Raw genomic sequence first — 14,001 nt, forward strand, 5'->3', positions numbered from 1 at the left:
CCAGATTTTGGCAAGAGATGGCTATCTGGCCACTGGGCGGCCGCTACTTCCGAGCACACACTGAGTGCGCACATTTCGGAAGGGAACACAATGACCGCTCCAGAAGCCGATCCGACCCAGTTCGGACTGCCCACTTCGGAACTCGCCGTCGCCGCGGACGCGTTGGTGGCCGAGGTGTCGCCGCCGCTGGTCTACCACCACTGCGTGCGCGCCTACTTGTACGCGCGCGAATTGGCTGCCGTCGACGGGTTGCGGGCCGGTGCGGACTACGACGACGAGCTGCTCTATCTCAGCTGCCTCCTGCACGATCTCGGGGCGACGGAATACGCGAACGGCGACCAGCGTTTCGAGCTCGACGGAGCCGACGCCGCCGCCGAGTTCCTCCGCGACAGAGGTGTCGGCGAACAGCGAGTACAGACCGTTTGGAATGCTATCGCCCTGCACACCAGCGACGGCATCGCGCGGCGTTTCGGGACGGTCGAGGCCCTGATGCAGATGGGCACCGGAGCCGACATCGCCGGGCTCAGGCGTGAATCGCTGCCGGACGGCTTCGCCGACCGGGTGCACGCGGTGTGGCCGCGCTACGACCTCGGATACGCGTTCGGTGAGATGCTGGCCCGGCAGGTGCGCGACAACCCGGCCAAGGGCAGCTGGTTCACCTTCCCGGGTCAGCTCTGCCAGCTCTATTACCCGACGCACGCGCCGACCACGTGGTTCGACGCCGTCGAACACGCGGGATGGAACGATCGTCCGGTGCGGATCGGCTCCCGTCGGGTCGCGGCCGCGCAGCCCACCGAGCTGGCTTCGCTGTTCGCGCGGTACTTCAACGCCGGCGACCTCGACGCGTTGATGGCGCTGTACGAGCCCGCGGCACTGCTGTTCCCGGCTCCTGATGAGCGGCGATCCGGCGCCGAGGCGATCCGGAGCTCACTCGGGTCGATGATCGACTCCGGAGCGAAGATCCAGTTGCATTCCCGCCGCGTGCACGTGATGGGAGAGCTGGCTCTGCTCTCCAACGAGGCCACCGTGTCGGGCGCGACGCCGGGCGGTGACCCGGTGATCTCCACTTCCACCGAGATCGCCCGGCGCGGCAGCGACGGATCCTGGCGGTATGTGATCGACGACCCCTACTTCTCGTTGTGAGCCGGTCGAGCGCGCGTCCAGGAACCGGAGACGACATGAGCGGATCCTCCGCGGGCCGCGAGGATGCCGGTTCGCCGCGCGTCACCCGGCGTGGCCTGTTCGGCGCGGGACTGGTGACAGCGGGAGCCGCAGCGGCCGGTGTCGTCGCCGGCCGCGCCGCCACACCCGCGACCGGCTCGGAAGCGCGCTCGGAACCGTTCCATGGGCCGCACCAAGCGGGAATCGCGACCCCCGCGCAGTCGCACGCACTGTTCTTGTCGGTCGATATCGCGCGACCCGACCGTGCGGCATTGCGTGCCCTCCTGGCCGGGTGGACCGCTGCCGCCGCCGCTCTTGCGGCCGGCGCGCCGCTTCCGGAACGACCGGGGACACCAGCGGGGTTCAGCGCGCACACCGACTTCGCGAGTGGATTGGCTCCGGCTCGCCTGACCGTCACCTTCGGTCTGGGACCATCGGTGTTCGACGAACGGTTCGGGCTCGCCGCGCGGCGTCCGAAACACCTGCGCCCGCTCCCCGGATTCGCCGGCGACCTCCTGAATCCGGCGTGGTGCGACGGCGATGTCCTGGTGCAGATCTGCGCCGGCGACGCCCAGATCGTCAGCCACGCGTTCCGCACGTTGCGGGCACGCATGCCGGGACTGGCGCGCATGCGCTGGACCCAGCAGGGCTTCCTGAGCCGGCCTGCCGACGGCGGAACCGCACGGAACATGTTCGGCCACAAGGACGGCACCGCCAACCCTCGCGCGGGAACCACCGAGTTCGACCGAACGGTATGGGTTCGCTCCGCGGACGAACCGGACTGGTTCCAGGGCGGCAGCTATCTGGTGTTCCGCAAGATCCGGATGAAGACCGCCGAATGGGACCAGCTGCCGCGAGCCGAGCAGGACCGCGTCATCGGCCGCCGACGCGGCGATGGCGCGCCTCTGGGCGGCCACAGCGAATTCGACCCGCTGGACCTCGACCAGCGCGGCGGGGACGGCGAACTCGCGATTCCGGCCGGCGCTCACGTGCGCCTGGTCCACGGCATCCCGATGCTGCGCCGGGGCTACAACTACGACTACGGCACCCTGATCGCGAACGCCGGGGGCCCCCGTTCAGCCGCGGAGACGCACACCCATCTGCCCGGGACGCCCGAACATACCCACGGCGGACACAACCAGCTCGACGCGGGCCTGTTGTTCGCCGCCTACATGAACGACCCGCCCGAGCAGTTCCTCAGAGCGCAACAAGCTCTCGCCGCCGGAGACCGGATGAATCCGCTCATCGAGCACACCGGCAGCGCGTTCTTCGCCGTGCCGCCCGGCGCGATCCCGAACGAGCCGATCGCGGCGGCATTGCTCGGCTGAACGCCGCCGCCCTCACGCGCGGGCGGTGCGCCGCGAGATCCACTACGACCCCGCGCCGCCCTACGTCGCCGACGAACCCGAAGTGCCGTGAACGGGATTCGCGAGCCCACAGCGGCGCCGCACGGTGGAATTCGCGGAGGTCGATCGTAGGTCGTCGCACCGATATGCTCGGTCGGTGCCGAACGATCCGCACGTGCCCGGCCCCGGGCCGCGGCCACCGAGCCCACCACCCGTGCCGAATCAGCAACCTCCCTACCCGGACCAATTCGGGCAGAACTGGAATCAACCCACGCAGTACCCCGGCGCTCCACCGCCAGCGTGGTCCCAGGGGCAGCCGACGACTCCTGTCGAGCCGTCCAAGGGGGCGGGATTCGCCGTGCTCGCCTTGGTTCTCGGGGCCGCCGGGTTGGTGATCCCTTTTCTCCCGATCGACCTGTCGGGGGTTCGCCAGTACCTGGCATACGTTTTCGCGCTGCCCGGTCTGATCTTCGGCGTTCTCGGCTGCGCCGGACCGCGCAGAGGCAAAGCATTGGCGATCACCGGCGCGATATTGTCTCTGCTGGCATTGGGGATCTGGACCGTATCGGCTGCCGCTCAACTGTGAGCCAGGCGTTGCGATCCTGAGGGGGACGACATGGAATCGTTGACGGTGCCCGCCGATGACGGGACCTTGCTGCACGTCGGTGTCACCGGACAGGGGCCGGATGTCGTCGTTCTGTCCGGCGGACCGGGCGCTGTGCACTACCTCGAGGACGACCGGCTGGCGCCGCGCGGGATGCGGGCTTGGTACCCGGAGCCGAGAGGCGTCGGACGCTCCGGGGGTGGGCCGCACGACATCGGCCGCGCGATCGCCGATATCGAAGCGGTACGGCGTGCGGGTGGCATCGACAGCTGGGTGGTGCTCGGCCATTCCTGGGGCTCGGACCTGGCGGTGCGTTACGCGTCGGATCATCCCGGCCGAGTCGCATCGGTGGTCGGCGTCGCCGGGCGGGGACTGCAAAAGGACCGTACCTGGTCCGAGGCATACGAATCCGGGCGGCACTCGGAAGCCGACATCGAGATCGTGTGGAATCCCGAGGTTCACGCCGCCCTGAGCGCGTCGTTCGTGCAGTGGATCCACGAACCCGATCTGCTGCGCAGGCTGGCCGACTCGGAGGTGGCGATGACCTTCATCGCCCCGCAGCACGACATCCGTCCGTCATGGCCCCTGCGGCAACTCGCCGCCCTGGTCCCGCGCGGCAGGTTCGAAGAACTACCCGGCGTCGCGCACAACCTGTGGTCCACCCATCCGCAGGTGTGGGTCGACCTCGTCACGAGAGCGTGCACGCCCGCTGTCACACCGCCACAGTCGTGATCTGCGTGACCGTCGACTCGACTCGACCGATACTGTTCCTCGACGTCGATGGAACATTGCTGCCCGACGACGCCGCCGATTCGGCGGCCGGCGACAGAGACTGGTCCGCATGGCAGCAGCCGACGAATCCGATCCTGTCCCGGTTGAGCCGGAATCTCGGTGACCGCCTGCTGGCCCTGGGCTGTGAACTGATGTGGGCCACCGGCTGGCGGGAGGACGCCGATCGCGTCCTCGCCCCGATCCTCGGACTGCCCCAGCTGCCGGTGGTGGCATTGCCCGAGTATCCCGACGGCGACTACTTCGAGGACGAGTTGCACTGGAAGACCAGAACTTTGGTTGACCTCGCCGCCGGACGCCCGTTCATCTGGATCGACGACGAGATCCGGCAGCAGGATCGGGCTTGGGTGCGCGGGAACCACCCCGGCCGCGCCCTGCTGCACAAGGTCGACGGCGTGCTGGGTCTGCTCGACGCCGACTTCGCCACTGTCACCGACTGGCTCCACGCGTCACCGTAGGTGCGCCGTCCGATGTGGCGCACGCGATGGCTGCCGCGCACTCGCGCGATGGTCGGGGCCTGTCGCGGCACAGCAGCGTCATCGACCACACGGTCGCGCACAGCAGCATGCCGTTGCGCACCATCAGAACGATGACTCCCGGCCAGCTTCCGGTGGCGACGCGGTCGTAGAGGAACGGGAATTCCACCTGACTCACCAGCGCCGTCAACAGCACCAGCGCGAGCACAGGTCGCTGGGTGGTGCGCGAGTCGAGCGCGCAGACCGACGCGACCGCCACGGCCCACACCAGATACTGCGGACTGAGTACCCGGCTCGTCGCCAAGGCGAGCAGCACCGCGGCCAGCACCAGATCCGCTGCCGGTGGGCGCACGCGCCACCAGATCACCAGCAACACCGCACCGCCCAGGATCGTGGCCACCAAGCATCCCCGGGCCACGGCGGACACCGCGGGCCCGGACAACTCCTCGGCCCCATAACGGTGCACGATGGTCCAGCCGCCGTTCAGCAGCCGGGCGATCAACAGCGGTGTGGCGACCACGGATTCGAGCTGCAACCCGCGCTCCGACTGGAACCGCAGGAAGGACCACGCGCCCGGGCCCAACGCTGTCGATCCCACGGTCGCCGTCACACCGACGCAGGCCATCACCGCGCTCATCCGCCACAGCGTGCGCCGGCGCAGTCCCAGCACGACTACCACCGGCCACAGTTTCAGCAATACGCCTACAGCAGCGGCAGCGCCGGCCGCGCCCGGTCGCCGCGTCGACCACAGCAGCGCCGCGACCGCCGTCGCGGCCACGATCAAATCGAACCGCCCGTAACAGATTCGGCCCAGCAATGCCACGCCCACCGTCCACAGCCAGGGACCGGCCTGCGCTGTCGCCCAGCCGTCGCGACGCGCCGCGCGGATCAGCAGGCCCAATACGCCCGCGTCCGCCGCGGCGACCAGCATGAAGAAGATCCAGTTGTAGCCGGGTCCGCCGCCGAGCAGCCAGGGCACCAGCAGCAGCGCGCCCGCTCCGGGCGGATACTGCCACCGCTGGTCGTGCAGCGGGAAAGCGTCGTTATACACGATGAATTCGGCCCATTCGCGATACAGCGTCAAGTCGGCTGCCGAGGCGTCCCAGATGCTGTGCGGCAGCCCCGTCACCCCGGTGAACACCACCATCAGCATCCGGGTGACCACCCACACCAACCACAGCCTCGATACCGACGACAGCCCGCGCACAAGGCCGCAGCCTAACCATCGCGACACTCGAACCGCACATGACGCAGGCCGCGTGGACGGCCGAGACCGCTATCGCTGGGCGGCACTGGGCAATCGGTGATGAGGGCTTCGCGCGGCCGCGAGAGAAGCTTTGCGCGCCCGCGAAACTCGCTCTATTCCGGTCAGATCGCGGCGCACCACATGGTTTCGGTCGGCGAGTGAGCCCAGACTGTAGCGTGACTGCAGCCCGAACAGCTGGGTCCGGGTACGGGCGCTCCAACGCCGGGCGGCGGCCGTGCGGGTGGCTTGGAAGGTGACCATGTATCCGCCCTCGTACAACCGCAGCAGCGAGTAACCGGCGGGATATTCCTTGATGGAGGCCACCTCCAGGAATTCGACCGAGACGGGAGCGTCGGGGCGGGTACGGCGGTTGCGGTGCGTATGACCACTGTGGTGCAGGAACACCCGAGCCGCCCCGGCGGCGGGACGAGGGTGCGGAACTCGTGCCGATGCTCGTCGTTCCACCAGCGCGTCGTCGAACCGGAGACGGCCCGCACGCCTCGCGAGCGTGCCTCCAGCCGGTAGGGCCTACCGGGTTCGAGGCCGCCGATCTCGACGTAGTGGAAGGCGGTGGGTGTGCTGTCGGTGTGCACGACCCGCAGTGACTTGCGTGAATCCGCCGGTCCGAGTGCGAATTCGGTGTCGGCTGCGACCGGCCGCCAGCGCCCGACCGGGTCGGCCGCGGCAGTCGTCCAACTGACCGCCACCGACTGATCGCTCACCGTGGCGATCTCCAGATCCCGGGCGGTCATCGACAGCGACCGCGACGCGAGCAGCCCGAATCCGCCTACCGGAAGCGCGGCCGCTGCGGCGAGCGCGGTGAGCACGGTCCTGCGGGATGGCTCGTGGCAGCCCATCGCAACCCCTGACGTCGGTCTCGCCGCTGCATCGACGGATTCGTCGGTATCGAGGCAACCGTGCCACCCCGTGAACAACGGTTGAGCTGTGCCGGTCGGTTGGCCGCCGGTTTCCTGAACAGGCGCCCGCCCGCGTCAGCCGCAGTTCACGGGCCATTCGCTCAGGCGCGCCGTACTCGGCGTCGCCGCCGTCAGCGAACCAGGCGAAGACGCATGGGAATTCACCGCACGCCCGGCGGACGGAGTAAGGCTCGGTTACCGATTGAGGGTGTTCGCGGCCGCTGAGCGCCGCACTGGGTCAGGAACGCCCACGAGGCGGCGACTGCCTACGCCCGGACACCGAACAGCGGACAGCGGACCCCTGTGCTTCAACCACCCGTCCGGTCGCCGGCGGGCAGTCGGCAGCCGACCGTCGCGGTGATCGTCATCGAACGGCGATCGGCGAAGACCGACAGTTCGGTGTTGCTGTCCCACTCCGCACCGTCCGCGCCGTCGAAGGTGACGTGCCGGTCCGGCGGCGAGCCGGCGCCCGGCAGCACGTCGGTCGCGCCGACGGACGCGGCCAGCGCGCGGGCCGTCTCTCGGAACTCCGGCCACGCCTGCTCGGGCAGCGAACCGTCGGCTCGGTAGCGCGGCAGGACGACGCGCCTGCCGCCGGTGTGCGCGTAGGGGCCGTAGCAGGGTCCCAGCGCCCGTTCCTCGCTTCGGCTCCAGCGCAGCGCCGGTTCGATCGCCGAGGCGGCGGCCGCGATCTGCTCGACGACCGAGGCCACCTGGCGCTCCGCCGACTCGGAGGACGGCAAGGCGGCCAGCTCGGCGGTGGCGGCGGCGATCTCCGCCGCGGAAGGCGGCGGGGCGGGCTCACCGAGCAGCGTCGCGCATCCACTCGCCGTCGATGCCGCGATCACGAGCGCGGCGCATCGGCGCGATGCCACGAGCGGCCATCGCCGTAGGTTCGTCATCGCCTCCCGTCCTTCCGGCGACCGCACAGAATGTCTGCCTCGCAATCCTATTCAGGACCAGCGGCCGCCCGCTCGGTCCGCGCGCGGACGCCGAGGGAGTGCGAACCGGCATGCCCGTCGAAACAGTGGGCCGGGCGGCGATGCACCCGCCGGGGCCGACCACCGCCCGAGTGCCGCCGATTACGGCGTAATCGCGGTCCGTGCCCCGTCCGTGGGGCACGGACCGCCGCGTTTGCGCCTCCCGACCGTCCCCTTCTGGGAAGCGATGCCGCGGCGGCGGCGCGTGCGTCCGGCCGCGGATCGGATCGGATCGGATCGGCTACCGTCTCGATGTCACAGAACGGCAGGGACCGGTGTCTGGTGGTCACACTGTCAGCGTGAAGAGGAGCCACTCATGACCGGCACGTCGCCGAACGCGCACGGAACTCGGGATGCGAGCACGGACGCGAACCCCGCCACCGAGGCGTTCCTCGCCCACCGCAACCTGCTGTTCACCGTCGCCTACGAGATGCTCGGCTCGGCCGCCGACGCCGAAGACGTCCTGCAGGAGACCTGGCTGCGCTGGGCGGGCGTCGACCTCGACACGGTGCGGGATCAGCGGGCGTACCTGGTCCGGATCACCACTCGCCAATCGCTCGTCCGGCTCCGTACGCTCGGTCGCCGGAAAGAGTCCTACGTCGGCCCCTGGCTGCCCGAACCGCTGCTCACCGCACCGGACGTGGCCGAGGACGTCGCGCTGGCCGACAGCGTCTCGATGGCGATGCTGCTGGTGCTGGAGACGCTCACGCCCACCGAGCGGGCGGTGTTCGTCCTGCGCGAGGTGTTCGCCGTGGGGTACGACGAGATCGCGGACGCGGTCGGCAAGAGCCCGGCGGCGGTTCGCCAGATCGCGCACCGGGCGCGGGCGCACGTCGCCGCGCGCCGACCGCGCGGGGTCGTCTCCCCGGCCGAGACCCGCGACGCGCTCGCGGCATTCCAGCGGGCGGTCGAAACGGGCGACCTGCAACGCCTGCTCGACATCCTCGCACCGGATGTCGTCCTGCTCGGTGACGGCGGCGGAGTGGTGCAGGCGCTGGCCCGGCCCATCGTGGGCGCCGGCCGGGTGGGCCGCGCGCTCACCTTCGGACTGGGCAGGGTCGCCGCCGCGGTGTCCATGCAGCCCGCACAGGTCAATGGCTGCCCGGCGCTGATTCTGCGGCTCGACGGGGAACTCGACACCGTCTTGGCGGTGCGTGTCGACGACGGTCTCATCACCGGAATCTACGCGGTGCGCAACCCCGAGAAGTTGTCGCGGATCCGGCACGAGACGGCGCTGCGCCGCTGAACACGACGAGAGGACCGGGGACCGATGCACCCACGACGGATCGACCTCAACCGCAGGCACAGCCGGGAGATGGGTTCGCTGTTCTGCCAGTTCCTCGAGGCCCATCCGGACGTCGAATCCGAGATTTTCCCGGCAGAGATGACCGATGCCCAGGACGCCGCGTGGACCGCTTACAGCGCTGCTCTGTTCGCTCGGCATCAGGCCGAGCGATCGGCCCTCGCGGCGGAGATCGAAGCCGAGCGGCGACAGCGCGACGGCTGATACCGGCGGACCGGCCGTGGCGGCACACTGTCGTCAAGGCGAGTGCTGCCCCGCACCGGGCAAGGCCGGGTGGCGCAGATATTCACCGAGCCGGCCGGCCGCGTCGAGCATGGCGACGCCCTGTGCGGTGAGTTTCCGCTGCCAGTCGTCGAGGGTGGCGGCCACCGCGTCGACGCCGCCCACCGTCCGGATCTGTTCGACCACCGAGGCGATATGGTCCAGCCCGTAGCCTCCGCGTCTGAGGAGATGGGCGAACTCGGCATCGCGGAGGTCATCCGCTCGGTAGACGCGGTATCCCGTCGACGGATCGCGTGCGGGGACGAGGATCCCGGCGGCTTCCCAATTGCGCAGGGTCGCCGGGGTGACGCGGAGCCGGTTGGCGAGTTCGCCGACGGTTCGGACCTGGGTGTTGGATGAACCATCGGGCGCGGCAACGGATTCCGCAGTACGCCCGGTGATCGCCTTCCGCACCGCGACCACCGTCTCGTGATCACGCAGTAACTGGTCGTGGCCGCGGTGGATGATCATCAGGGCACTGTCGAGCCGGCCGCGGTGGAGCTCGCGCATCACTCGGCCGGCGGGCTCGTGCCCGTACGCCGCGACGAGGGCGAGGTAGGCGCGAAGCGCCGCCGCGTGCACCTCGGTGTAGACCCGGTAACCGCTGCCGGTGCGCTCGGCCCGCGGAATGAACCCGTCTCGCTCGTAGTTGCGGACGGCTTGGGTCGACAGGCCGTGTTCACGCGCCAGGTCGGCAGGCCGAAGGCTCTTCACTGTTTGAGACTTTACCGCGCCCCTTACCTGGCTAGCACAGCAAAACTCTCAACCGATTTTTCAAAGATACGATCGAGACACATGAGCTTCGACATCGACGACTTCCTCACGCCACCCTGCGAGCTGCTGGCATTCGGTGAGCCGACGCACCGGGAACCCGCCTTCGCGTGGGTGCGCAACGGCCTGTTCGCGGAGCTGGTCGACCGCGGTTTCCGCTCGATCGCCCTGGAGACCGATCGAGTGGCGGCGCTCCTGGTGAACGATTTCATCCAGGAGGGGGTGGGCGAACTCGACGCCGTGCTGAGCGAAGGCTTCTCGCACGGCTTCGGCAGCCTGGACGCCAATCGACACCTGGTCGCCTGGATGCGGGCTTACAACGAAAGCCGCCCGCCGGCACAGCGACTGGCTTTCCACGGTTTCGACGCTCCGATGGAGACGATGAGCGCGCCCAGCCCGCGGCGCTACCTCGAGTACGCCCGCGCCTACCTACGGCTCGACCTCGACTTCGCGAGCCTCCTCGGCGACGACGAACAGTGGAGCCGCACCGAGGCGGTGCTGGATCCGGAGGCGTCGATCGGCGCGACCGCAGAGGCGGGCGCCCTTCGCGTACTCGCCGACGACATGCTCACCGTGCTGTACACGCGCGCACCGGAACTGATCACGGCGACCTCACGCGCCGAATGGCGGAAGGCCGAGGCGCACCTCACCGGCTGCCTCGGCCTGCTGCGCTACCACAAACAGGCGGCGCAGCGTATCGATCGGTCCGCACGGATCTCGCGCCTGAGCGCCACCCGGGATGCGCTCATGGCCCAGAACCTCCTCGATATCCGACGCGTCGAGAGCCGTAGGGGCCCGACCCTGGTCTTCGCGCACAACCTTCACTTGCGGCGGAACCCGAGCGCCATGCGTATGGCGGACATGGAAGTCGACTGGCTCAGCGCGGGGGCCGTCTTCGATTCCCTGATGGGCGAGGAATACGCCTTCATCGCAGGCAGCCTGGGTCGTAGCGAAGCGATCGGGCTTCGCGAGCCCGAGCCGGACACATACGAAAGTTGCCTGCAGAGCCGGATCCCTACCTGGGGCCTGACAGCGCCCGCCGATGTCCCTGCCGCCCACACACGCACCGACACCACTCCCGAGCAGGGATACTTCCCGCTCGACCGAGCGACTATCGACGCCGCCGACGCGATCCTGCACGTCAGTGACGGCACAGCCGTCCGACGCCCGCCCGAATTCGAACGTCCACACCGCGCTGTGCACCACGATCCACGTGGACACGAAGTCCGCGGCGGGTAGCCCGGCAGCCCATCCCCCTCGACATCGAGGTAGCGGGTTTTCACCGAGCCGGGCGCTCCGGTTCGGCCGTCTGCGCTCGGCGGCCGAACCGGTCGAGCACACAGGTGTCGAATCCTAGGCGGCGCAGAACTCGTTGCCTTCGGGGTCTCGCATGACCCACCAGTGCCCGGCGGGTCCTTTGTCGAACTCGCGCACGCGGGTCGCTCCGAGATCTTCCAGCCGGGCGACGAGCGCCTCGAGGCCCCCCGGCTCGCTGTGGATATCGAGGTGCAGGCGGTTCTTGCCCGCCTTCTCCTCGGGTACGTCCTGGAAGAGCAGCCGTCTGCCGCGGCCGACACCGCTGGTCTCGTCGAACGGATCGTCCGGATGCCGGATCGCGGCGTATCCCCGGAAGATCTTGCGGCCGCGATGCTCCGCGACCGCGTCCTCGCCGAGTTGCCCGGCGGCCAGCAAATGCTCGACCAGAGCACTGGGGTCCTCCACCTCGTATTCCAGGGCGGCGCCCCAGAAATCGGCGAGAGCAGGGGCGTCTCTGCTGTCGATGACCAGTTTCCAGTTCAATGCCATGTAACTTCCTACCATCGGGAACCGGAGTAGGGCGCGGTCGGCACCCCCGGCCCTCCCCGGCCTCGGCCACCGACCGCGGTGCGGTGACCGGCCGTCGTCGCACCCGCGCCCGCCACGGCGGCCAGAACGCACCGGCTCCCCGGCCGGACCCGCTGTCAACAGGCGTTTACCGGACAATTGCCCTGCGCGGCACCGACGCGCGTCGCGTCCTCCGACGCTGTCGCCGAGGTATTCGTGCCCGGTGTCAGGTCCACCGACATCGCTCTGCGCACCGTGCGCGCGGACCAGATTCTCGGCAAACCGACCGCGCCGCAACCTCTTCCGCCCGCACCGGGCGTCGCCCGGAGTTGGCCGGAGCGACGATGAGCGCACCGGTCGGGTAACTCCGGGTGAACAGCCGGTGCAACCCGACCGCCCGCCGTATTCTGAATCGGTACCAAGAGCGGGGGTGATGTGCATACGACATAGTCCGTCGCCGCCTACCCGAAGTTCCCAGTTCCCAGACGCGAATCCACCGCGTTGGACCAAACACCCTACCCCGCAACGGTTTTTGCCCGGTCTGTGATGTCCGTCTCATTCGGAGTCACAGGCCGTCCCGAGTGACAGCCCTTCGGCGGCAGGTCTCGTGCGGGCATTTTCGCGACCCCGCAGCAATCTCGGGATCGATGGACCGGGAGTTGCCAAATGCATTCTCAATCTTGATGATTCGCTATCGATTGCTACAATCGAAACGTGCACCGTTAGCCTAGCTAATCAGCGGCAATACTATGTCCGGGCCGGTCTCCCACCGTGGCTCGCCCGGAGTTCTTCCGCCACTGAAACGGCGCACGATCCGTTGTCGGCAGTTCCAGGGAGTTCGCTATGGACAATCCGCACGTTCTGGTCATCGGCGGCGGCCCAGCCGGGTCGACCACCGCAGCACTGCTCGCAAAGTCAGGGGTACGAGTGACCCTCCTGGAACGAGATAAGTTCCCCCGCTACCACATCGGCGAAAGTCTGTTGGCCTCGGTTCTGTCGACACTGCGTCTCTCCGGCGCCTACGACGCGGTCGCCGCCCACGGCTTTCAGATCAAACGAGGCGGCCACTTCCAGTGGCAGAACGACGACTGGCTGCTGGACTGGTCAAAGCTCGTCGACGCGGAAGCGTGGTCGTGGCAGGTCCAGCGCGACGTGTTCGACGATCTGCTGCTGCGCAACGCCGCCGAGCAGGGCGCGAAGGTGATCGAGCACGCCACGGTGACCAACGTGCTGTTCGAGGGCGACCGGCCCACGGCCGTCGAATGGACCGTCGAGGGTGACGACCAGGTCCACACCATCGAGGTCGACTTCCTCGTCGACGCCTCCGGCCGGGCCGGTGTGCTGGCCAAGAAGCAACTCGTCGAGCGCCAGCAGCACCCGGCTTTCCGGAACGTGGCGGTCTGGTCGTATTGGGAAGGCGCGCATCTGCATCCGGACAGCCCGGAAGGCGCGATCAACGTCGTGTCCACCCCCGAGGGCGGCTGGTTCTGGAATATTCCGCTCTCGAACGGCCGCCACAGCGTCGGCTATGTCGTCTCAGCGCGCAAAGCCGCCCCGAAACTCCGTGAGATGGGACGCGAGGCCTACTACCTGGAGACCATTCGCGACAGTGCGGCGATGGGCAAGCTGCTCGAGGGCGCGCGGCAGGTCGCCGAGGTCAAGGCGGAGCAGGACTACTCCTACAGCTCCGACCGGTTCTGCGGTACCGGCTGGGTGGTGGTCGGGGACGCGGCCTGCTTCCTCGATCCGCTGTTGTCCAGCGGCGTGCACCTGGCGACCTACTCGGGTCTGGTCGCGTCGGCGGCGATCGCGACCATCCTGCGCGGCGAGCTGAGCGAGGCCGACGCTCTCGGCTTCTACGAGCACGCCTATCGACGGGCCTACACCCGGTTCCTGGTCCTGGTCTCCCGGATGTACGAACAGTACGTCGGGTCCGAGGAATACTTCGCGCACGCGGGGACGCTGACGACCGGGCACAGCGGCGACACGAAGCAGGCCCAGTTCACCGAGATCATGGCGGGACTGACCGACATGGACGAGTCGTCGGGAGCGCAACAGCGCGCCGCGACCGAAACCATCATCTCCGCGGCCGAACGACTACACGACGAGGCGGCGAATCTCGAGTACATGGGTCACCTGGACATGTCCGTCGTATGGGATCACTGGCGTGATCCGTTGGCCGACACGACGACCGGTGAACTGCGCATCACGACCGAGCCGGTCCTCGGCCTGACCGATCGGCCGAGGACCGACGAGGAAGTCGCCGCCGTGGCTCGCCCGGTTCTCCCACCGACGGCCGCCGGCGCCACCACCCACTAGCGCC

At 68.8% G+C, this 14,001-nt stretch carries 14 protein-coding genes; 9 read left to right on the forward strand and 5 right to left on the reverse strand.

Features of this window, described 5'->3' with window-relative positions; translation table 11 throughout:
• The first annotated feature begins 90 nt into the window (after positions 1–90).
• The 5 genes from ON27_RS40970 to ON27_RS37835 all read left to right on the forward strand — a co-directional run bounded on the left by ON27_RS40970 (position 91) and on the right by ON27_RS37835 (position 4,358).
• Complete coding sequence (locus ON27_RS40970) at positions 91–1,143, forward strand: HD domain-containing protein (protein ID WP_063711456.1); 1,053 nt, start codon at positions 91–93, stop codon at positions 1,141–1,143.
• A gap of 35 nt (positions 1,144–1,178) precedes the next feature.
• Positions 1,179–2,489 (forward strand): Dyp-type peroxidase, encoded by a 1,311-nt coding sequence (locus ON27_RS37820; RefSeq protein ID WP_043738686.1) that lies wholly within the window; start codon positions 1,179–1,181, stop codon positions 2,487–2,489.
• Positions 2,490–2,664: 175 nt separating this feature from the next.
• Positions 2,665–3,093, forward strand: coding sequence for a hypothetical protein (locus tag ON27_RS43745; protein ID WP_157227915.1), 429 nt, complete (start codon positions 2,665–2,667; stop codon positions 3,091–3,093).
• Between the two features lie 30 nt (positions 3,094–3,123).
• Positions 3,124–3,843, forward strand: coding sequence for an alpha/beta fold hydrolase (locus tag ON27_RS37830; protein ID WP_043738691.1), 720 nt, complete (start codon positions 3,124–3,126; stop codon positions 3,841–3,843).
• Positions 3,844–3,848: 5 nt separating this feature from the next.
• On the forward strand, positions 3,849–4,358 hold the full coding sequence (locus tag ON27_RS37835) for an HAD domain-containing protein (protein WP_043738766.1): 510 nt from the start codon (positions 3,849–3,851) through the stop codon (positions 4,356–4,358).
• On the opposite strand, the gene ON27_RS37840 is transcribed toward ON27_RS37835, so the two are convergent.
• The 3 genes from ON27_RS37840 to ON27_RS37850 form a co-directional block, all read right to left on the reverse strand.
• Positions 4,330–5,547, reverse strand: a complete 1,218-nt coding sequence (locus ON27_RS37840) for a glycosyltransferase 87 family protein (protein ID WP_157227917.1) — start codon at positions 5,545–5,547, stop codon at positions 4,330–4,332. The genes ON27_RS37835 and ON27_RS37840 overlap by 29 nt on opposite strands.
• 105 nt (positions 5,548–5,652) lie before the next feature.
• Positions 5,653–6,087 carry a hypothetical protein gene (locus ON27_RS45280; protein WP_245560556.1) on the reverse strand — a complete coding sequence of 145 codons (435 nt, stop codon included), beginning with the start codon at positions 6,085–6,087 and terminating at the stop codon, positions 5,653–5,655.
• Between the two features lie 760 nt (positions 6,088–6,847).
• Positions 6,848–7,441, reverse strand: a complete 594-nt coding sequence (locus ON27_RS37850; protein ID WP_043738697.1) for an LppA family lipoprotein — start codon at positions 7,439–7,441, stop codon at positions 6,848–6,850.
• A gap of 394 nt (positions 7,442–7,835) precedes the next feature.
• Here ON27_RS37850 and ON27_RS37855 point away from each other — a divergent pair, with 394 nt between their 5' ends.
• Both ON27_RS37855 and ON27_RS37860 read left to right on the forward strand, forming a co-directional pair.
• Entirely contained in the window at positions 7,836–8,765 is a 930-nt protein-coding gene (locus tag ON27_RS37855; protein ID WP_043738699.1) for an RNA polymerase sigma-70 factor, read from the forward strand.
• Between the two features lie 24 nt (positions 8,766–8,789).
• Positions 8,790–9,026, forward strand: coding sequence for a hypothetical protein (locus ON27_RS37860; protein WP_157227919.1), 237 nt, complete (start codon positions 8,790–8,792; stop codon positions 9,024–9,026).
• 33 nt (positions 9,027–9,059) lie between these two features.
• Here the strand turns inward: ON27_RS37860 and ON27_RS37865 are convergent, their stop codons facing one another.
• Complete coding sequence (locus ON27_RS37865; RefSeq protein ID WP_043738702.1) at positions 9,060–9,797, reverse strand: TioE family transcriptional regulator; 738 nt, start codon at positions 9,795–9,797, stop codon at positions 9,060–9,062.
• On the opposite strand from ON27_RS37865, the gene ON27_RS37870 reads away from it, so the two are divergent.
• Complete coding sequence (locus ON27_RS37870; protein ID WP_281032801.1) at positions 9,759–11,093, forward strand: erythromycin esterase family protein; 1,335 nt, start codon at positions 9,759–9,761, stop codon at positions 11,091–11,093. The two genes, ON27_RS37865 and ON27_RS37870, sit on opposite strands and share 39 nt — an antisense overlap.
• Positions 11,094–11,207: 114 nt before the next feature.
• Here the strand turns inward: ON27_RS37870 and ON27_RS37875 are convergent, their stop codons facing one another.
• Complete coding sequence (locus tag ON27_RS37875) at positions 11,208–11,660, reverse strand: VOC family protein (protein ID WP_043738704.1); 453 nt, start codon at positions 11,658–11,660, stop codon at positions 11,208–11,210.
• An 861-nt stretch (positions 11,661–12,521) separates the two neighbouring features.
• On the opposite strand from ON27_RS37875, the gene ON27_RS37885 reads away from it, so the two are divergent.
• Positions 12,522–13,997 carry an NAD(P)/FAD-dependent oxidoreductase gene (locus ON27_RS37885; RefSeq protein WP_043738708.1) on the forward strand — a complete coding sequence of 492 codons (1,476 nt, stop codon included), beginning with the start codon at positions 12,522–12,524 and terminating at the stop codon, positions 13,995–13,997.
• Positions 13,998–14,001 lie beyond the last annotated feature (4 nt).

This window comes from Nocardia asiatica NBRC 100129, from assembly GCF_000308415.1.
Taxonomy (GTDB): domain Bacteria; phylum Actinomycetota; class Actinomycetes; order Mycobacteriales; family Mycobacteriaceae; genus Nocardia; species Nocardia asiatica.